Source organism: uncultured Clostridium sp. (assembly GCF_934754915.1).
GTDB lineage: Bacteria > Bacillota > Clostridia > Clostridiales > Clostridiaceae > Clostridium.
In genome coordinates, this window is record NZ_CAKVKB010000061.1 from 1 (window position 1) to 20,111 (window position 20,111).

Annotated in this window: 20 protein-coding genes; all 20 read left to right on the plus strand. The window is 27.9% G+C overall.

Annotated elements, in window-relative coordinates; all coding sequences use genetic code 11:
• Positions 1–669 precede the first annotated feature (669 nt).
• The gene (locus Q0F58_RS10520; protein WP_294376088.1) at positions 670–1,647 is read left to right on the plus strand and encodes a mannose/fructose/sorbose PTS transporter subunit IIA; all 978 of its coding nucleotides are present in this window, start codon (positions 670–672) and stop codon (positions 1,645–1,647) included.
• A 37-nt stretch (positions 1,648–1,684) separates the two neighbouring features.
• Positions 1,685–2,491: a PTS mannose/fructose/sorbose transporter subunit IIC gene (locus Q0F58_RS10525; RefSeq protein WP_294376090.1), complete on the plus strand. Its 807-nt coding sequence runs from the start codon at positions 1,685–1,687 to the stop codon at positions 2,489–2,491.
• Between the two features lie 18 nt (positions 2,492–2,509).
• On the plus strand, positions 2,510–3,421 hold the full coding sequence (locus Q0F58_RS10530) for a PTS system mannose/fructose/sorbose family transporter subunit IID (RefSeq protein WP_294376093.1): 912 nt from the start codon (positions 2,510–2,512) through the stop codon (positions 3,419–3,421).
• 163 nt (positions 3,422–3,584) lie between these two features.
• Positions 3,585–3,959 carry a DUF956 family protein gene (locus tag Q0F58_RS10535; protein ID WP_294376096.1) on the plus strand — a complete coding sequence of 125 codons (375 nt, stop codon included), beginning with the start codon at positions 3,585–3,587 and terminating at the stop codon, positions 3,957–3,959.
• A 105-nt stretch (positions 3,960–4,064) separates the two neighbouring features.
• A complete protein-coding gene (locus Q0F58_RS10540) occupies positions 4,065–4,487 on the plus strand; it encodes an N-acetyltransferase family protein (RefSeq protein ID WP_367118170.1) in 423 nt (140 codons plus the stop codon).
• 38 nt (positions 4,488–4,525) lie between these two features.
• Positions 4,526–4,918, plus strand: a complete 393-nt coding sequence (locus tag Q0F58_RS10545) for a MerR family transcriptional regulator (RefSeq protein ID WP_294376099.1) — start codon at positions 4,526–4,528, stop codon at positions 4,916–4,918.
• Positions 4,919–4,940: 22 nt separating this feature from the next.
• Complete coding sequence (locus Q0F58_RS10550) at positions 4,941–5,168, plus strand: purine biosynthesis protein PurH (RefSeq protein ID WP_294376102.1); 228 nt, start codon at positions 4,941–4,943, stop codon at positions 5,166–5,168.
• Between the two features lie 149 nt (positions 5,169–5,317).
• Positions 5,318–6,286, plus strand: a complete 969-nt coding sequence (locus Q0F58_RS10555; protein ID WP_294376105.1) for a tRNA-dihydrouridine synthase — start codon at positions 5,318–5,320, stop codon at positions 6,284–6,286.
• A gap of 415 nt (positions 6,287–6,701) precedes the next feature.
• Entirely contained in the window at positions 6,702–7,349 is a 648-nt protein-coding gene (fsa, locus tag Q0F58_RS10560) for a fructose-6-phosphate aldolase (RefSeq protein ID WP_294376107.1), read from the plus strand.
• A gap of 850 nt (positions 7,350–8,199) precedes the next feature.
• Positions 8,200–9,000 carry a class I SAM-dependent methyltransferase gene (locus tag Q0F58_RS10565; RefSeq protein WP_294376109.1) on the plus strand — a complete coding sequence of 267 codons (801 nt, stop codon included), beginning with the start codon at positions 8,200–8,202 and terminating at the stop codon, positions 8,998–9,000.
• A gap of 119 nt (positions 9,001–9,119) precedes the next feature.
• The gene (locus Q0F58_RS10570; RefSeq protein WP_294376111.1) at positions 9,120–9,359 is read left to right on the plus strand and encodes a hypothetical protein; all 240 of its coding nucleotides are present in this window, start codon (positions 9,120–9,122) and stop codon (positions 9,357–9,359) included.
• A gap of 51 nt (positions 9,360–9,410) precedes the next feature.
• On the plus strand, positions 9,411–10,397 hold the full coding sequence (locus tag Q0F58_RS10575) for an AraC family transcriptional regulator (protein ID WP_294376113.1): 987 nt from the start codon (positions 9,411–9,413) through the stop codon (positions 10,395–10,397).
• 95 nt (positions 10,398–10,492) lie between these two features.
• Positions 10,493–12,265: an ABC transporter ATP-binding protein gene (locus Q0F58_RS10580; RefSeq protein WP_294376115.1), complete on the plus strand. Its 1,773-nt coding sequence runs from the start codon at positions 10,493–10,495 to the stop codon at positions 12,263–12,265.
• Positions 12,258–13,964, plus strand: coding sequence for an ABC transporter ATP-binding protein (locus Q0F58_RS10585; protein ID WP_294376119.1), 1,707 nt, complete (start codon positions 12,258–12,260; stop codon positions 13,962–13,964). The genes Q0F58_RS10580 and Q0F58_RS10585 overlap by 8 nt, the downstream gene beginning before the upstream one ends.
• A 572-nt stretch (positions 13,965–14,536) precedes the next feature.
• A complete protein-coding gene (locus tag Q0F58_RS10590) occupies positions 14,537–14,911 on the plus strand; it encodes a GntR family transcriptional regulator (protein WP_294376123.1) in 375 nt (124 codons plus the stop codon).
• A 7-nt stretch (positions 14,912–14,918) separates the two neighbouring features.
• Entirely contained in the window at positions 14,919–15,770 is an 852-nt protein-coding gene (locus Q0F58_RS10595) for an ABC transporter ATP-binding protein (protein WP_294376126.1), read from the plus strand.
• A 73-nt stretch (positions 15,771–15,843) separates the two neighbouring features.
• Entirely contained in the window at positions 15,844–16,500 is a 657-nt protein-coding gene (locus tag Q0F58_RS10600; protein WP_294376128.1) for an ABC-2 transporter permease, read from the plus strand.
• Positions 16,501–16,770: 270 nt separating this feature from the next.
• On the plus strand, positions 16,771–18,048 hold the full coding sequence (locus Q0F58_RS10605) for a hypothetical protein (RefSeq protein WP_294376133.1): 1,278 nt from the start codon (positions 16,771–16,773) through the stop codon (positions 18,046–18,048).
• Positions 18,049–18,083: 35 nt separating this feature from the next.
• Positions 18,084–19,331 (plus strand): hypothetical protein, encoded by a 1,248-nt coding sequence (locus tag Q0F58_RS10610; RefSeq protein WP_294376136.1) that lies wholly within the window; start codon positions 18,084–18,086, stop codon positions 19,329–19,331.
• A gap of 592 nt (positions 19,332–19,923) precedes the next feature.
• A partial coding sequence (locus Q0F58_RS10615; RefSeq protein ID WP_294376138.1) for an AAA family ATPase occupies positions 19,924–20,111 on the plus strand: 188 nt, incomplete at its 3' end.

Below are 20,111 nucleotides of genomic sequence, written 5' to 3' on the forward strand. Positions count from 1 at the left end.
AAGCAGATATAATGCCATTTCCCTGAAACATTAACATATGTTAAATCGCTTACTACTATTTCTAAGTCTTCTCTATAATCTATTAGTGCCGAATTTATGAGTACGATGAATAGGTGTTTTTTTTATATATTTTTATCTTAAAAAATATGATTTTTAATTTTTAATATATTTACATGTCAATTAATTTATTATCAGATTTGATTATAATCAAATCTGATAATAAATTTTAAAATACATATAATATTTTTAAATAAATAGGTAATAGATTTGTAAAAAGTTGGAATTAATGTATCATAAAAATATATTTTTCTATTATTATATACAATAAAATATAAGAATATATACAATAAAATATAAGAATCAATGATGAAAATTAGAAAAAATTTTAATAAAATATTGCGTTTTAAGAGAAAAAGTGGTATTATGTAAACGTAATCTAAATTGAAAAAATTTTTTGATTTGATTACTGAAAATAAAAATATTTAATATGCTTCCAATTTAAATAATGAATGGATATAAGATAAAATTATATAACTTTTATAGGGTATTATGAAATTTTGATTATTTATTTTTATACATTTGTATATAGTTAATTTTAGGTTAAGTTATTTTATTTGATATTCAACATTCTTTAGATTTGGTAGCTCATAGGGAATAGGAGGTATGGAAATGGTAGGAATTATTCTTGCTAGTCATGGTGAATTCGCTAAAGGAATTTTGCAGTCTGGTTCAATGATTTTCGGAGAACAAGAAAATGTAAAGGCTGTAACATTAATGCCTAGTGAAGGACCTGATGACTTAAGGAAAAAACTTCAGGATGCAATTGCAACATTTGAAAATCAAGATGAAGTTTTATTCTTAGTTGATCTTTGGGGTGGTACTCCATTCAATCAAGCTAATGCTTTATTTGAAGAACATAAAGACAAATGGGCAATTGTAGCTGGATTAAATCTACCAATGTTAATTGAAGCTTATGGTGCACGTCTTTCAATGGAATCAGCACATGAAATTGCAGCTAATATATTAACATCAGCTAAAGAAGGGGTTAAAGTTAAACCAGAGGAATTAGAACCATCAGATACTGGTAATGGTTCAGGGGCTGCTAAACAGCAATCAAACGCAGGTGCGCCTGGAAAGTTTGAATATGTTTTAGCTCGTATAGATTCTCGTTTACTTCATGGACAGGTAGCGACTGCTTGGACAAAAACTGTTCAGCCTACAAGAATTATTGTAGTATCAGATGCAGTAGCAAAAGATAAACTTCGTAAGAATTTAATACAACAGGCAGCTCCTCCAGGAGTTAAAGCACATGTTGTTCCAGTAGATCATATGATAAAACTTGCAAAAGATGATCAACATTTTGGAGGACAACGTGCACTGCTTCTTTTTGAAAATCCACAGGATGTTTTAAGAGCAGTAGAGGGAGGCGTACCATTAAAAACTATAAATGTTGGGTCTATGGCTCATTCTATAGGTAAGGTTCAGCCAAACAAAGTACTTGCATTCAATCAAGATGATATTGATACATTTAAGAAATTAGAAAATGAAGGAATTAATTTTGATGTTCGTAAAGTGCCAAGTGATTCAAAGGGAAATATGAATGAAATCCTTAATAAGGCACAAGAAGAATTGAACAAACTAAAATAATCTAATGATTGATTAGATAAAAAAGGAGGATTATATTATGACTTTAAATATATTACAAATTATATTAGTCATTATTGTAGCATTTCTAGCTGGTGTAGAAGGTATTATGGATGAATTTCAATTTCACCAACCAATAGTTGCCTGCACATTAATTGGCTTAGTTACAGGTAATTTAGGACCATGCTTAATATTAGGCGGTACTCTTCAAATGATGGCTTTAGGATGGGCTAATATAGGTGCAGCAGTCGCTCCAGATGCAGCATTAGCATCTGTTGCATCAGCAATTATTTTAGTTCTTGGAGGTCAAGGAACTGAAGGTGTTTCTTCAGCAATCGCAATTGCCGTACCACTAGCAGTTGCAGGTTTATTATTAACAATTATTTGTCGTACAATTGCTACAGCATTCGTACATTTCATGGATTCTGCCGCTAAAGAAGGAAATATTAAAGCTATTGAATTCTGGCAGATTGCAGCGATATGTTTACAAGGTATTCGTATTGCAATTCCAGCAGCTTTAATTCTAGCAATTGGTGCTGGACCTATAGGTTCATTACTTAATGCTATGCCTGCATGGTTAACAGATGGTTTAGCAATCGGTGGTGGAATGGTTGTTGCTGTTGGTTATGCTATGGTAATAAATATGATGGCTACAAAAGAAGTATGGCCATTCTTTGCAATAGGTTTTGTATTGGCAACTGTTTCACAAATCACACTTATCGGTCTTGGTGCAATAGGTGTTGCATTAGCTCTTATCTACTTAACACTTTCTAAAAAAGGTGGTTCAAGCAATGGGGGTAATGCAAATGTTGGTGATCCTGTTGGTGACATTATAGACAGATACTAAGAAGGGAGAGGAAACAATATGGCTAAAGATTTAAAATTAAGTAAAAAAGATCGAATTTCAGTTTGGTGGCGTTCAACTTTCCTTCAAGGTTCTTGGAACTATGAAAGAATGCAGAATGGTGGCTGGGTATTTGCAATGATTCCAGCAATCAAAACATTATATAAAAATAAAGAAGATAGAGTGGCAGCTTTAAAACGTCACTTAGAATTCTTTAATACACATCCATATGTTGCATCTCCAGTTCTTGGAGTAACATTAGCATTAGAAGAAGAACGTGCAAATGGTGCACCAGTTGATGATGTAACTATTCAAGGTGTTAAGGTTGGTATGATGGGACCTTTAGCTGGTATTGGAGATCCAGTTTTCTGGTTCACAGTTAGACCAATACTTGGAGCATTAGCTGCTTCACTTGCTATGAATGGTAATATTCTTGGACCAATAATATTCTTCTTTGCATGGAATATTATTCGTATGGCATTTATGTGGTATACTCAAGAATTTGGTTATAAAGCTGGTTCTCGTATCAGTGATGATTTATCAGGCGGATTATTACAAGATATTACTAAAGGTGCATCTATTCTTGGTATGTTCATATTAGGTTCATTAGTTAACAGATGGGTATCTGTAAACTTTGCTCCAGTAGTATCAACAGTTTCATTAAGTGAAGGTGCTTATATTGACTGGGCTAATCTTCCAAGTGGTGCAGAAGGTATAAGGCAAGCTTTATTACAACAAGCATCAGGAATGTCATTAACACCAGAAAAAGTTACAACATTACAAAATAACTTAGATTCTTTAATTCCAGGACTTGCAGGATTATTGATAACACTTCTTTGTATGTGGTTACTTAAGAAGAAGGTTTCTCCAATAGTAATAATTCTTGGATTATTCATAGTTGGTATTGTATTCCACTTAATTGGATTAATGTAACATTTTTATTAGCCTAGGCTTTTTAAGCCTGGGCTTTTGTTAATATTTAATAAAGTAAGTGAAGTGGAAAAATAAGTTAAATTTCAATGTAATCTAACATAGTTGATAGAAATACACGAAAAATATATAATAAATTATATCCTACATTAGAAAGGGAGATTAGATGGTTCAGTCACTTAACACAAAAGTAGATTTAGTAATTGATGCAACAGCATTTACAGGTCTTACAGACTACGGTAAGATTATGATTGGTGATAAAGGTTTTGAATTTTATAATTCTCGTGATGTTCGTAAATTTATACAGATTCCATGGGAAGAAGTTGATTATGTTATTGTTTCTATATTATTTAAAGGAAAATGGATTCCAAGATATGCAATAAAAACTAAGAAAAATGGAACATATACATTTGCTTCTAAAGATGCAAAAAAGGTACTTCGTACAATTAGAAATTATATTGCACCAGATCATATAGTTTCTTCTTTGAGCTTTTTTGATGTGCTAAAGAGAGCGATAAAATCAATATTTAAGAAAAAATAATAAAACAAAGGAACCTATGTAGTAGAATATATGCATAGGTTTATGTTTTTAAAAAGGTACAAATTAATGGAATATATAAATAAATCTCAATATAGGAGAAGAAAAATGATGATTATAGAAAAATTAAGAGAAGAAGATATTTCAAAAGTTTTAGAATTATATAAAGATATTCTTCCATTTGAAACGTCTTTAAATAAATCAGAAGAAATGTATAAAAAAATTATATCAGATGAAAATTATAATTTATTAGTAGCAAAAGAAAATAATGAAATTTTAGGGACTATGCTTGGAATATGCTGTAATGGTCTTGCTGAACCGTTTTTAGTCATTGAAGATGTTGTTATAAAAGATGGAATGAGAGGAAAAGGAATAGGAAAAAAGCTTATGAAGGAATTAGATAATTTTGCTCATGAGAAAAAATGTACATATTCCATACTTGTTTCGTCTGATTTTAGAAAAGAAGCACATAAGTTTTATGAAAAAGTTGGATTTACAGATGGAGTTAGAGGCTTTAGAAAAGTTTATTAAATAAAAGTATATGAATATTTAAAAGGATGGTTAATAAAATGACTATTTCAGAAGTGAGTAAAAAATATAATTTAACAGCAGATACTATACGTTATTATGAAAGGATAGGTTTAATACCTCCAGTACATAGAAATGGAAGTGGTAATCGTGATTTTTTGGAAGAAGATTGCAATTGGCTGGAATTTATTAAATGTATGAGAGGGGCAGGACTTTCCATTGAAGTTCTCATTGATTATGTTACAATGTTTCAGCAGGGAAATTCTACAACACAGGCAAGAAAGAATCTTTTAATTGAACAGCGTGACCTTCTTGCAGGCAGGATAGAAGAAATGCAGGCTACTTTGAAAAGATTGGATAGAAAAATTGAGAGATATGATGAAATAGTTGAAGAGAATGCATCCAGACTTTTAGGAAAAAATGCATCAAAATAATAGATTGGAGAAAATGATTGATATGGATAAATTTTTAATTAAAAATACAACAAGAGAGCAAAGAGAACAGATTGTAAAAGAATCACTTGGATATAGTGATATTGGATGTGATGAATATTCTGATGGATATGATTTATATCAGCCTTATATAGATGGCAAAATGGAAATTTCAGAAATTACTCAAGCATATAAAGCAAATTATGTATCTGAATCAAGAGACAGATATAGCGGTTACAGCTGTAACAGATAAGTAAGGATGTTTATAAGATTTTTATAAAGCTGCTGCATAGAAACTAGAACTACTGCATATATAGTCATTAAATTTTAGAATCCTATATTATATGTGATAGTAATAGTAAGTGATGCAGCGTTTTTTTGTTTACAAAGGAGATTATTGAAATGAAATTTTATTTTGCACCCCTTGAGGGAATAACAGGTTATATATATAGAAATGCATATAATAGGTACTTTGGGAATATTGACAAATATTTTACACCATTTGTGTCACCAACAGCTAATAAATGTTTCACATCAAAAGAAATGAACGATATAATGCCAGAACATAATAAAGGAATGAATGTAATTCCACAAATTCTTACAAATAACAGTGAATATTTTATCTATACAGTGAATCAAATGAGAGAAATGGGATATGAAGAAGTAAATTTAAATCTTGGATGTCCATCAGGAACTGTTGTATCTAAAGGAAAAGGAGCTGGATTTCTTGGACATAAAGAAGAGCTGGATAAATTTCTTGAAGAAATATTTTCAAAAGCACAAATAAAAATTTCTATAAAAACAAGAATTGGTATTGATTCATATGAAGATTTTCCTGAAATAATGAATATATTTAATAAATACCCATTAGAAGAATTAATAATACACCCTAGAATACAAAGAGACTTTTATAAAAATATTCCTAATATTGAAGTGTTTAAAGAAGCGTTAAAACTTAGTAAAAATCCAGTATGTTATAATGGTGATATTTTTAGTTTGAATGATTACAAGTTATTAATTAGTGAATGTCCTAATCTTAAGGCTGTAATGCTTGGAAGGGGGATTATTGCAAATCCTGGACTTATAAGCGAAATAAACGAAGGAATATGCGTCAAGAAAGAAGAATTAAAAGAATTTCATGATGAAGTATTTAATGGATATAAGAAAATTCTTTCAGGAGATAAAAATGTTTTATTTAAAATGAAAGAATTTTGGTTTTATATGATAAATATATTTGAGGAAAATGAAAAATATGCAAAAAAAATAAAAAAATCAAAATTTCTTAATGAATATATAACAATTGTAAATATGTTGTTTAAAGATCTTTCAATTGCAGATGATTCTTGTTTAAGAAAATTTAAATACTGTTAATTATTTGTAAAATTTAAGTGCTTTTTATATAAAATTATAGAAGATAAGAATGGAGTTAAATATATATGTTTCAATAATAAAACTACATAATATTAAAGAAATCTTGAAAAGATTTGGCCATTCATTGTCAATTGTCCATTGTACATTGTTAATTGGAATATATATATATAATAGTTTTTTATATAAAAAATGAAAGAATGAATTTAAGAATATTTATGAAAAGTATTGACTATAGAAAATAATAGGTTAATATAGACTTATTAAGTAATATAGATAATTTTAGGAGTATATGTATTTTGATAACAATTGTATAATGATTAAAGAAATCTTCAAAAGATTTCATCCTTTATTGTCAATTATTCATTGTACATTGTTAATTGGAATATATACCTGTGAATTTAGGAAGGAAGTTTTTATGAAGTTTTTTTTAGATACAGCAAATGTTGAACATATTAAAGAAGCTAATGAAATGGGAGTTATTTGTGGAGTAACAACAAATCCATCATTAATAGCAAAAGAAGGTAGAGATTTTAATGAAGTTATTAAAGAAATAACAGAAATAGTAGACGGGCCAATAAGTGGTGAAGTTGTAAGTGAAGATGCGGAAGGAATGATTCAAGAAGGAAGAAAAATTGCAGCTATTCATGAAAATATGATAGTTAAAATTCCTATGACAGCTGAAGGACTTAAAGCAGTAAAAGTTTTATCACATGAAGGAATAAAAACAAATGTAACATTAATATTTTCTGCCAATCAAGCACTTCTTGCAGCAAATGCAGGAGCAACTTATGTGAGTCCGTTTCTTGGAAGAATAGATGATATCTCAATGGTTGGTATGAATCTTGTATCTGATATATCAGAAATATTCTCAATACATGGCATTGAAACAGAAATAATTGCAGCAAGTGTAAGAAATCCAATACATGTAATTGAAGCAGCAAAGGCAGGTGCAGATATAGCAACAATTCCATTTAATCTATTACAGCAGATGATTAAGCATCCATTGACTGATCAAGGATTAGAGAAGTTTAAAGCAGACTGGGCAGCAGCATTTGGAAAATAATAAAATCATTTAATGCAGATAAGTTTAATTTATTATCGAACTTATCTGCATTTTTTAATACAGGCACTATAAAAACAAGCGTGATATTTTTTTACATATTATTCAGAGAATGGAACAAAGGGACAACGAACAGGCAGAAAGTCATGATATGCCAGAGGGAAACATAGGAGAGATTATGGAAAAGTATAAGAAAGCATCATTGGAAAAGTGATATGCTATATTTTAACAATGAGTCATATTTTATGTAAAAAATTAATATATTGACAGGAAATACTGTTAGTATTAGTATAATATTATAGTAGTGTGAGTATTAGAAAGGAGAACGAAATGAAGATAACAGATTAATTTTTTTATTATATTTTCAAATTAAGGTGAATCCTTATTTGTCATGGGAAAATTTATAGCTGAATATATATTCATTTATGTTCTTCAAATTTGAATAAAATATGTGTTTAGAATTACTAGTGCCAGTAATAAATATTACTTTATATATTTTTTGTGTATGTGTTGAAGAACTGTAAATGATAGATTTATCATTTGTGGTTCTTTTATTATTTTAAATTATTTAGTATCTAAAAGTATATTATTAGAGGCAGTGAAAATAAGGAACAGCTTTTAATATGGATTTTCGCAATTAGGTTAATTTGAACTATATAAATTGAAAAGTGTTAAAATTAAACTGTTTTTTGGTAGAAATAAAGGTTAACTATAGGTAATATTATAACATATAAGTTAGAAGAAACTAACTTAAAAATCAGTTTAGAAAAGTTCTTAAATATGTTGAAAGGAGATATAAAAAAACAATAAAAATCAGATAGATAATTTGTATTAGAATAAAGGAGAATTGAATATGAAAGCAAAATTAACAGGAGTTTCAGAAACTTTATTGATACCTTTATGGGCAAGAGCAAGTGAAACAGTTCGTAGTGATTCTATAATAAAGGATAATAAAGCTGTTGAGATGGTAAAAAAAATAGACTATGATTTTTCAAAATTTGAAAATGGATGGATGTCACAGACAGGAGTTTCAGTAAGGACTAAGATTTTTGATGATGAAATAAAAAAGTTTATAAGTAAATATCCTGATGCTGTAATTATAAATATAGGATGTGGTTTAGATACAAGATTTGAAAGAATTGATAATGGAAAAATAACATGGTATGATCTAGACTTACCAGAATCAATTGAAGTCAGAAAAAAGTTTTTTGAAGAAAGTGACAGGTATAAAATGATTGCAAAATCAGTTTTAGATAATTCATGGACCAGATATGTGTCTAGAAAAGATAAAAAACTTCTTGTAATGGCAGAAGGAATATTGATGTATTTTTCAAAGGATGAAGTAATTAAAATGTTTGATATATTAAAAGATGAATTTAGAACATTTAAATTTCTTGGTGAGATATCAGCACCATTTGTAGTTAAAAATTCTAAGAAACATGAAACAGTAAAAAAAATAAATTCTAATGCTGTATTTAAATGGGGAATAAAAAATGCAAAAGAACTGGAGACGTATAGATCTTATATAAAGGTTATTGATGAATGGAATTTCTTTGATTTTAATAAACCAAGGTGGAGGTTTATGGGTAAACTTAGTATTTTTCCATTTATAAAGAATATGAATAATAGAATTGTAGATTTAGAAATAAAATAATAAAAAAGATTAAAGAATATATTTTTTATAAAATTAAAATATTCTTTAATCTTTTTTTAATCATTATATTCTTTTTTATATATGTAAATTATAGTAAGATATTATATAATGAGGAAAGTTTGAAAGTATTATTGGACGATTTTACAGATACATCAAAGGCTGTAAGAGTACATATAATAGAACTTTTAGAAGAATCATCAGAGTATTTTGATAAAATTTTACTAAAACTCAAGGCAAAAAAACAAGGAGAGAGAGAAGTTGCTGCAAGGGGTATAGGAAAATGGCTTGAAAATCCCAAGGTTGATGATGAAATTAAGGAAAAAATTAATGAAAGTTTAAAGGACTTAAAGTGTGTTTAAATTTAAAGTATAATAAATTGCAGTAAAAATCTAGAAAGGTGGTTTTATCAAATGTTTGATTTATATAAATCAGATTTTGTTGAAGATGCATCATTTGAAGTGGTTAAGGAAGGAAACTGTACCATAATTAAAATTTCTGATGAAACTGGTGATGGTGTCATGACAGAATATGAACTGTTTGAGGGAGTGAGCATTTCATATAATGATTTTCATATGCATTTTTGCAAATCAACTTTAGAAGTTAAATCTGATATTTTATGTATTGATCATTGTAAAGAGGGCAAAGTAGAACATAATATAAAGGATGATGTTTTTGCATATACAGGAACTGGAGATTTAAAGATTGATACAAGGAAAAATCACAAAGGAGATATGATATTTCCTCTAAATCATTATCATGGAATAACCATATACATAGATATTGATAAAGCCAATAAGTCATTGAAGGAAGCGTTTCCGTATTTTGAAATAAATATAAAAGAATTAAAAAATAAATTCTGTCCATATGATAAGCCATATATTATCTCTAATTTAGATTCTATTAAACATATATTTCATGAATTATATTCTGTACCTAAAAAAATACGCAGACGCTATATGATTTTAAAAGTGTTAGAAATTTTGTTGTTTTTAGAAGCATTAGAAATAACAGAAGAAAAAAAAGAGCCTATTTATTTTTATAAAACACAGGTGGAAAAAGTAAAAGCAATGCATGAATTCATGATTGAACATTTAGATAAACATTATACTTTAAATGAATTATCTGAAAAGTTTAATATATCCTTAACCATAATGAAAAAATGTTTTAAAAGTATTTATGGAGATTCTATATTTTCATATATGAGGACATACAAGATGAATCAGGCAGCTGTATATCTTAAGACAAGAAAAGATTTAAATATTTGTGATATTGCAGGAATTTTAGGATATGAAAGCCCTGGAAAGTTTTCAACAGCATTTAAAAATGTTATTGGAATAACCCCATTTGATTATAAGAAAAAAACATTTAGAGGTGACTGCTGCTTAAAAAATATTTAAATGGATTTTCAATTGGAGCATTAATAGAAAAAAAGAGCAGAAAATATAGTTGAATATGATTATCATTAGAAATATAGAAAGGATGGTAATTATATATGAATAATAAAAAAGATAAGCCATTAAAATTATTATTAAGCTGGGCAGAAAAAGACAAATACTATTTATATGGCTCGGTATTATGCTCTCTTATCAGTGGGATAAGTGCAATGATTCCATATGTCTGTATTTATAGAGTCATTGAGGTTATTTTAAAAGGAAACATTGATTTTTCTGTATCTGTAATTGTAGATAATTTAATCATTATAGCAGTTTCAATTTTCATCAGATACATAACATTTGCTTCATCAGTAGTGTTATCTCATAAAGGAGCATATAAAACCTTATTTAGAGTAAGATGTATGGTTAATAATCATTTATCCAAAATACCTTTAGGATATTTGAATGAAAAAGGAACTGGTGAAATTAAAAAAATATTAAATGAAGATATTGAAAAGCTGGAATTATTTTTAGCTCATCATATTCCTGAACTTGTAATGTATGCCAGTGGTCCTGTTGTAATATTTATTTATCTATGCACTGTAAATATTAAGCTTGCTTTAGTGTCAATTATTCCTATACCTTTAGCACTTCTTTGTCAGATTTTTATGTTCTGGGGAGTTGGAGGACTTCTTGATGATATGAATAAATCCCTTTCTGATTTAAATTCTACAATGATTGAATATATAAGCGGAATGAGAATTATTAAAGCTTTTAACATGGAAAGCATGTCGTTTAACAAATACTGTGAAGCAATAGATGAACAGCATTCTGTATGGAAAAGAATGTCTAAAAAAATGGGAGTACCTTTTGGAGTATTTGTGTTGGTTATAGAATGCGGGTTAGTTGTTATTGCTCCAATTGGTGGATTGATGTTTTTAAAAGGAACAATAAGCTTAACTACTTTTATTTTATTCCTATTTGTAGGAACTCTATATTTAACAGAACTTAGACCGCTTTTAGAACTTGGTTCAAATTTTGTTCAAGTATTAGGTGGAGTTAATAAGGTTAAAGAAATTCTCGATATACCGGTTTTTGCAAGCCAAAAGAGAGAGTTTCCTAAAAAACATGATATTTCTTTAAAGAATGTATATTTTTCGTATGATGGCAAAAATGATGTTTTAAAAGATGTTAATATTCATATTAATCATGGAGAAAAAATTGCTATTGTAGGAAAATCAGGTAATGGTAAAAGTACAATTGTTCAATTGATTTCAAGATTTTATGATATACAAAAAGGAGAAATTCTCATTGGAGGTACAAATATTAAAGATATTGATTATGAAACTTTATTAGAAAACATATCAATAGTATTCCAAAAAACATTTTTAACAAAAGGTACTGTATTTGAAAATATAGCAATGGGGAAGGATGCATCCCTTGAAGAAGTACGTGAAGCAGCTAAAAAAGCTCAGATTGATGACTTTATTATGAATCTTCCTGACAAATATGATACTTTAGTTGGAAGCTATGGATCAAGATTTTCAGGGGGACAGAAGCAGAGAATAGCTATTGCCAGAGCAATATTAAAAAATTCTCCTATTCTTATTTTAGATGAGGCAACATCAGCTGCAGATCCAGAAAATCAGGTTGAAATAGATAAGGCAATCAATAATCTTTGCATTGGAAAAACTGTAATAATAGTAGCACACAGACTTGGAATAGTTACGGGATGTGACAAGGTTGCTGTAGTTGAAAATAATACAATACAGAATATAGGAAAACATGAAGATGTATTGAAGGAAAATGAATATTATAGAAAATCATGGAATGATTATAATAAAGCACGTAATATATCTTATGCTATTGTAGGCGGTGATTATGATGAGTAGAGTAAAAGCAGTAAAGAAAAGCAGAAAGTTATATATATGCATGGCATTGAATGTAATAGAAGGAATTATGTCTGGTTCAAATTTTACTATATTATATTTTTTGCTCAATGCAATCTTACAGAATGATCTTACAAGAGAAAAATTAATGAAGTATGCATCAATATTAGGAATAATATTTGTTTTAAGGCTTATAATATACAGCACAGCATATACAGGAGGTCATATTGCAGGTGCAGAAATTACAGAAAAAATAAGATTGTTCTTAGGTAACAAAATAAAAAAGATACCATTATCTAAGTTCACAAAAATAAAAACAGGCAAGTATATAAATGCAGTAACAACTGATACTTCTAATTACGAGAATATATTAACACATAAAATAGGAGATTTAGTAAGAAATATAACTCTTGTAATATTACTTATATTATTTATTGGATATATGTATTTACCTGGAGGAATAATAATGTTTATTGGTGCAGCAATAATGTTTCCTGCATTATATTTCTCTAATATAATGGTAAAAAAATATGGGGTATATAAAAATAAAATTATAAATGATAATGTAAGTAATGTTATTGAATATGTAACTGGAATACAGACTTTCAGAGCATATGGATTATGTGGGACAAAGAATGAAAATGTAACAGATTCCATGAGAAAGTATTCAGATGTAAGTTATTTATATGAAGCTAAAATAATACCAATAGCTGCTATTGAATCTATGATAGCAGGATTATGCATTCCGGCAATGATTTTTGTTGGATATAATTCATTAATTAATGGAGATATAAGTATTTTGACATTAATCATGGTGATTATGATTCCATTATTTGAAGGCAAGCTTACATCAGCTATTTTTGTAGATTTTACATCATATAAGAATTTATCTATATCAAGAAATGCAATTGAAAAAGTAGCATGTGAAGAAGAAGAAAATGAATCTAAAGAAAAATTTGAACCAGATAATTATAAAATAGAATTTAAAAATGTGTCATTTGGATATGAAGAAAATGAGATAGTTTTAAAAAATATAAGTTTTTCAGCAGAGAACCAAAAGCTTACTGCTATTGTAGGAGATTCTGGTTCAGGAAAATCAACAATATTAAATCTAATCTCAAAATATTACAATCCTATGGAAGGAACAATTAAAATAGGGAATTGTAATATAAATAATGTTGAAAGTACAAAAGTTTTAGACAAAATTTCACTTGTTGACCAAGATGTATTTTTATTTAATGATACTGTAAAAAATAATATAAGATATGCAAGGCCGGATGCAACAGATGATGAGATTGTATTAGCATGTAAAGCAGCAAACTGCCATGAATTTATCATGAAAATGAAAGATGGATATAATACTAATGTTGGGGAAAATGGAAATGCTTTATCAGGTGGTGAACGTCAGCGTTTATCAATTGCAAGAGCTATATTAAAAGATAGTCCTATACTTCTTCTTGATGAAGCAACAGCATCTCTTGATATTGAAAATGAAATTGCAGTAAAAAGTGCTATATTAAACTTATTAAAAAAGAAGAAGACAGTAATTATGATAGCTCATACTCTTTCAATTGTGAGAAATGCTGATAAGATATTAGTTATTTCAGATGGAAAAATAATTGAAGAAGGAAATCATGAGAAACTTTTAAATAATAAGGGAAAATACTATAAGATGTGGAATGCTGAAAAGGAACTTTATTAGTTAATTCTTTAAACTTATCAGTAAAGTTTACTTGATTTTTATATTCCAATATATTTGATATGAACAAAATTGACAATAAATTATTGATTAATAATATTTTAGTTTGTTCATTTGTAACTAAAATTTAACAAAGGAAAACTGCAGCATCAGAGATTATATATTATGTAATATCTTCTGGTATCATTCTTTAAATTAGGAAGATGAAGATACTATATAATTTAATCTTTGAGCAGCAGTTTTTTTTATTCTATATATATTTCAATTAACAATGTACAATGAAGGATGGAATTTTAGCAGAGATTTCTTTAATTGTTATAGAGTTTTATTATTAAAACACATATATGAAATTATATTTTTAGACAAGCTATGGATAATTTTGAAAAAGCGCAGGAATACAGGAAATTAAAAGACTTTTCTGAACTGAAACTTAATCATACCAATAGATTAACTTAGCATTTACACATATGGAAAATTTTTTGTAAAAAATTAGTGAAATGTATTTACAAAGTATAATAGAAGTGATAATATGTGTATATAGTTAATATACACACTTAGATACGGAGGTGTACAGTTTGAATATATTAATAAGCAGCAACTCTCCTGTAAAGTTATATGAGCAGATTGAAAATTCCATTAAAAATGAGATTTTAAAGGGAAATCTTAAAGCTGGAGAGATGCTGCCATCAATAAGAATGCTGGCAAAGGAACTTAAGGTAAGCATAATAACTACCAAAAGAGCTTATGAAGAGCTTGAAAAAGAAGGTTTTATAGAGACAGTAGTTGGAAAGGGAACTTTTGTTTCAAGTTCAAATTCTGAAAGACTAAAAGAAGCTGCTATGTCAGAGCTTGAAAGCCGTCTGGAAGAAGTGATAATTTCAGCTAAATCCCTTGGATTGTCACTAGATGAATGCATTGAAATTTTAAAAGATTTGTATATGGAGGTTTAGTTTTATTATGGAAGCTATAGAAATAAGAGGTTTAAAAAAGAGTTATAAAGATTTTACATTAGATATAGATAAACTTGATATTAGGTCTGGTTTCATAACAGGTTTTATAGGTCCTAATGGTTCTGGAAAGACAACTACAATCAATTCCATAATGGGAATGATTAAAAGCAGTCATGGAGAAATAAAGATTTTGGGAAAGAATATTTCAAAGGATCCACAGGTAAAAGGACAGATAGGATATGTTGGAGATAATTCAGGATTTCTTCAAGAAAGCAGACTTAAATATATAAAAAACAGCATAGCACCTTTTTATCCAAATTGGGATGAAAAAATGTATAGAAAATATATGGATTTGTTCCATTTGGATGAAAACAAGGTGTTTAAAGATTTGTCAAAAGGAATGCAGAAGCAGTTTCAGCTTACAATGGTATTTTCACATCATCCTAAAATCTTAATCATGGATGAACCTACAGCCAATCTTGATCCTATAGTCAGAAATGAAATATTAGAAATAATAAGTGACCATATGGAAAAGGAAGAAATAACAGTTTTTTATTCATCACATATAACTACAGACATAGAAAAGTGTGCTGATTATGCTGTATTCATTTATAAAGGCAAAATACTGCTTCAAGGAGAAAAAGATGAAATTTTAGAAAATCACATATTGGTTAAGTTTGGAAAAGATTTATATGACGAGACTTTAGCAGAAGAGTTTATTTCAATAAAAGAAAATAAATTTGGTTTTGAAGGTCTTATGAATAATAAAAAGAGAGCATATGAACTTTTTGGAGATGAAGCTGTGTATGAAAAAGTTTCATTGGATGATATATTAATTTATTATGTGGATGAAAAATAGAATTGTTATTTTTAATTTTAAAATATTGAGTATACTGAAATTTTAAGCATAAAATTAGGAGATGAAGTAGAACATGAATAATATGATAAATTTAATAAAACTTAGCTACAGCTCTATTGTTGCACTGAAAAAAACTGCAATATTAATGGTGATTTTTGCAATAATTATTATGGCAACTAGTGTTAATGGTTCCATGATTTCCGTTAGTGCATCACTTATGATAATGATATTGAATTACAATACTCTTGCTTATGAAGATGCAAGTAAAAGGAATTTTCTCATATATTCTCTTCCTATAAAGCCTAGAGAATATATTTTATCAAAATATTTATTTGGTTTTATAAATGTTGCAATAGCAATTATTGTGGGAGATCTTTCATATATAATATTAAAAAGTATGAATATAATGTCATTCAGCAGTATTTCTATTGGTGAGTTTGATATAGCTATTATTATTGTGGGAATTATTGTGAATGCTATAATTGTTCCAATAGGAATTATTCTAGGATGCAATAGAGCAAGAATCATACTTTTCTTTTTAGTAATTGGTACAATGTGCTTTTCTAATGCTGTTATTCCAGCGTTATGTAAAGTGATAAATATTGATGCTGGTTTTAATATAAGTTTGGGAGCTGCAGCATCTATAATTGTTATTTTAGGCGCTGTTTTCACCATAGTATCATACATGATTACTGCAAAATTATATGAAACAAGAGATATAAACAAATAAAAAGACACTGTTAGAACAGACTATTATACTCATTGATTAACGAAGAGAGCATTACGTTAGTAATGTAAAAAAAACAACTTATTTAAAATACAGATAATTTTCCCCACTTGTGGGGAAAAATTTAAAAATAATTATTGGGAATTGAAAACGATATTAAAGGCATATTTCTTTAGTATTAAGTTTTAATTTTTTATTTAAAATTCTATGGTAAATGTTGTAATGATATGTTATTATTAGCTATAAAACTAATTTATATAGGGAGGCGTATTAATGAAAGTAAAAAAGATCTGTAAAATTCTAGGTGTTACAGCAGCGGGGCTAGCTTTATTTATTACTTTAGGAAACGTTAATAGCATGTCAGTATATGCAGCAGAAGATAATTCTGTTTCTATATCAGAAGATACAGAATCAGTAGCAGCTGAGTCAGTCAATAAAAATGAAGATTATTCTATAAAAATAAATAGTTCGACAGAAAAGCAAGGGTTTAAATTTATAATTAAGGATATAACTGCTTCAAAGCATGAATTAAGAGTTACTGCATTAATTCAAAGTCCTGATTCAGTTAAAGATGATGATATAAGGAAAAATATTATCCAGATGACAGTGAAAAATTCTGATTATAATTTATGCAGTGATTTTTCAAGAAAAATTGATGATAATACAATTGAATACACATTTGTTATAAGAAACAGCAATGGATTTAATAATACTGTTGATTTAAGATTCGATGCAATACTGCCACAATATGATGTTAATGCATGGATTAATACATCTGTGGATATATCAAAATATTTTGATAAGGTATTAGAAAAAGAAGTTAAATTCACTCTTGGAAATAAAGAATTTTATAAAATAGAATCAGATATTCTAGGAACTAGATTGTACTTTAAAGAGGATAATAAATTCGATTATTCAGAAGATTCTTATAATGAAGACACATGGGATTCTCAATCTAAATTATTGATTAAATATGGTGATAAAATTTGTGAATTTAATGAAAGAGATTTTGATGCAAATGCAGATGAAAATTATACAACAGGATATTATGCAACAGGAGATGTAAATATTGGTTCTTTAAATAACAGCAGTGAAGCAAGCATAATTCCTATAAAATGCAATATTAAAAATAAGGAAATAGAAAAAATATTTGAAAATATGGATTCATATAAAGCAGAATATTCAGAATCTGATAATGTAAGATATGAAAAAGAAGCTGAAAATACAAAAGGAAAAATAACTAAGGTTACTAGAGAAGAAGATAAAATAAAAGTATATTGTTCTGCTGATAATGATGAAGATGCACTTTTTAGTGCAGTAAACATATTGGGATATTATGATTATAATGTTATAGATGATGATATATTACTATCAGAACAAGATATCAACAATATAAAGACTAATATATATAAAGATTCAGATACTCAATATGGCTATGTTGTTGAATTTACCAATGTAATTAAAGATAGGGCTTTTTTGGTGGAATATAATGGTATTACAATATTAAATAGTGATAAGTTTAATTTTGAAGAAGAGGTAAAAATAAAGTAGAAAAAAAATATACCAAATAAAACAGGGGTGGTTAAATGATAAATAGAAAGACTAAAAAAGTCATTTGCAAAATGGCAGGAATTATGGGACTTTTAATGATGACAAGCTTTTTCTCAATACCTGTAGATGCAGAAGAAAATAGAAATGTTAATACTGAAAATTTATATAATTATGTAACATTAGAAAAAGAAGCTTTAAACAATAATGTAATTGAACAAAATGGAGTTAAGCTTACAGTAACTGATATAACAGCTTCAAAAAATAGAATAAAAATAAAAATGGATTTTGAAGCAGATAGCGGCAAGCTTGAGGAAATCATGAATGGTTCAGGAAGAGACTATTTAGATATAAGAACTAGTCTAGGAAATTTATATGATTGTGATTATGGTGAATCACGTTCATATGCAGGCAATGGAAAAATTAAAATAGAAAGGGAATTGCAAAATAGAGATGGATTCAAAAATAAGGATGTACTTAGAATAGATGCTGTCTGTGGAATTTTAGATCTTAATGGCAGTTTGAAAATTCCTGTAGATTTTACAGAGGATTTCAATAAAATATTCACAAAAGACATAAATATTAAAGCTGACAAAGTGGATGCACAGATAGAAAGATTTGAGAGCAATCCATTAGAGACATCAATAGTTATTTCACAGCCAGAGGATTCAACTATGTCATTTAAGCATTCTATAAGCTCAAATATATTAAACTTTTTGATAGATGTTGATGGAGAGCTTTATTTTGCAGAATATCCAGCATATTCAGATATTAAAGATGGCAGAGAGTATGATAATTATTCTGCACAAGGGTTATCATATGATAAGGTTGAAAAAGCTGAAAATATTTCTATTATGCAGATTTCTAATAACATGTCAGATGAAGAATTAGATGCGTTCTATGATACTATTAAAGAAGATGACTATGAAGGCATAAAAAATGAATACAATATAAAAATTCCACAAAATATAAAGTTTAGCGATGGTACTAATGGAACTATTACAGCAGTAAAAGAAGATGGAAAAGTCAAGGCTTACTGCAAGGCAGATTCAGATTTAAAGAGTCTGATTATGGCATTGAATCTGGGTGGATTTTATGAGTCAGAAGATGATGAGACTAATGGTTTATTAGAAAAAGGAACAATAAAAAAAGATAAAGAGGCTGATAATCAATATATTGTTGAATTTGATAATGTTGAAAATGATAAAGATATTAATCTTTATGTATCAGCAATAATATATAATAGTGACAGATATTCTTTAGGAGAAGAAATTAAGATTAAATAATTATTGGATTCTCAAGTTGTTTTTAACTGTTTCTATAATAGAAAAGATATAAGATTGATATATTCTAATAATAAGTCTCTGAATAGTAATTAAAGAAATCTCTGCTGAGATTTCAATATTCATTGTCAATTGTTCATTGTACATTGACAATTAGAATATATATTGTAATTCAATAAATTGAAATTAAGGAGCTGTATCTGAAAAATTAAAAGTTTTTCAGCATATGGCTTCTATATTTATTGGATATTTTATTATAAGTAACATTTTTTAAATTAATCAAAAAGTACACAATATTATTATTGTTTGATTTGAGGACTTTAATATAATGAATAAAGGTGACAGGTATGAATAGAAAATTTTTTGAAGTCATGGAATTAGTATATTAGACTATGACAAAGAAGAGATAAAGGAGTTAATTGATCTGGATTCTACAATAAATGTTAAATTACAGTTAACAACTAATGAATTTGAAGATTATGATGAAGAGGATATAGGTTATTTGAAAGCTATATATTGAAAGATATTTTAAAAGATATTAAATTAGGATATAATTATAAAACAGATATGCATAATGGAATGGAGGAAGGTGCACGTGAAAAAGAAACCCTTGCCAGTAGGAATAGACAATTTTGAAAAGCTTATAACAAGAGGATATTATTTTGTAGATAAAACTATGCTTATAAAAGATTTACTTGATAATAAAGCAGACGTTAATCTGTTTACAAGACCAAGAAGATTTGGAAAGACATTAAATATGAGCATGCTTCAGTATTTCTTTGA

What these genes read in the sequence shown, in the direction of transcription:
- Q0F58_RS10575 (WP_294376113.1), top strand. Translation starts at nt 9,411, where the DNA reads ATGTTTGATTTATATAAATCAGATTTTGTTGAAGATGCATCATTTGAA.
- Q0F58_RS10540 (WP_367118170.1), top strand. Translation starts at nt 4,065, where the DNA reads ATGATGATTATAGAAAAATTAAGAGAAGAAGATATTTCAAAAGTTTTA.
- Q0F58_RS10520 (WP_294376088.1), top strand. Translation starts at nt 670, where the DNA reads ATGGTAGGAATTATTCTTGCTAGTCATGGTGAATTCGCTAAAGGAATT.
- Q0F58_RS10585 (WP_294376119.1), top strand. Translation starts at nt 12,258, where the DNA reads ATGAGTAGAGTAAAAGCAGTAAAGAAAAGCAGAAAGTTATATATATGC.
- Q0F58_RS10610 (WP_294376136.1), top strand. Translation starts at nt 18,084, where the DNA reads ATGATAAATAGAAAGACTAAAAAAGTCATTTGCAAAATGGCAGGAATT.
- Q0F58_RS10605 (WP_294376133.1), top strand. Translation starts at nt 16,771, where the DNA reads ATGAAAGTAAAAAAGATCTGTAAAATTCTAGGTGTTACAGCAGCGGGG.
- Q0F58_RS10535 (WP_294376096.1), top strand. Translation starts at nt 3,585, where the DNA reads ATGGTTCAGTCACTTAACACAAAAGTAGATTTAGTAATTGATGCAACA.
- Q0F58_RS10595 (WP_294376126.1), top strand. Translation starts at nt 14,919, where the DNA reads ATGGAAGCTATAGAAATAAGAGGTTTAAAAAAGAGTTATAAAGATTTT.
- Q0F58_RS10550 (WP_294376102.1), top strand. Translation starts at nt 4,941, where the DNA reads ATGGATAAATTTTTAATTAAAAATACAACAAGAGAGCAAAGAGAACAG.
- Q0F58_RS10600 (WP_294376128.1), top strand. Translation starts at nt 15,844, where the DNA reads ATGAATAATATGATAAATTTAATAAAACTTAGCTACAGCTCTATTGTT.
- fsa (WP_294376107.1), top strand. Translation starts at nt 6,702, where the DNA reads ATGAAGTTTTTTTTAGATACAGCAAATGTTGAACATATTAAAGAAGCT.
- Q0F58_RS10555 (WP_294376105.1), top strand. Translation starts at nt 5,318, where the DNA reads ATGAAATTTTATTTTGCACCCCTTGAGGGAATAACAGGTTATATATAT.
- Q0F58_RS10525 (WP_294376090.1), top strand. Translation starts at nt 1,685, where the DNA reads ATGACTTTAAATATATTACAAATTATATTAGTCATTATTGTAGCATTT.
- Q0F58_RS10565 (WP_294376109.1), top strand. Translation starts at nt 8,200, where the DNA reads ATGAAAGCAAAATTAACAGGAGTTTCAGAAACTTTATTGATACCTTTA.
- Q0F58_RS10580 (WP_294376115.1), top strand. Translation starts at nt 10,493, where the DNA reads ATGAATAATAAAAAAGATAAGCCATTAAAATTATTATTAAGCTGGGCA.
- Q0F58_RS10545 (WP_294376099.1), top strand. Translation starts at nt 4,526, where the DNA reads ATGACTATTTCAGAAGTGAGTAAAAAATATAATTTAACAGCAGATACT.
- Q0F58_RS10530 (WP_294376093.1), top strand. Translation starts at nt 2,510, where the DNA reads ATGGCTAAAGATTTAAAATTAAGTAAAAAAGATCGAATTTCAGTTTGG.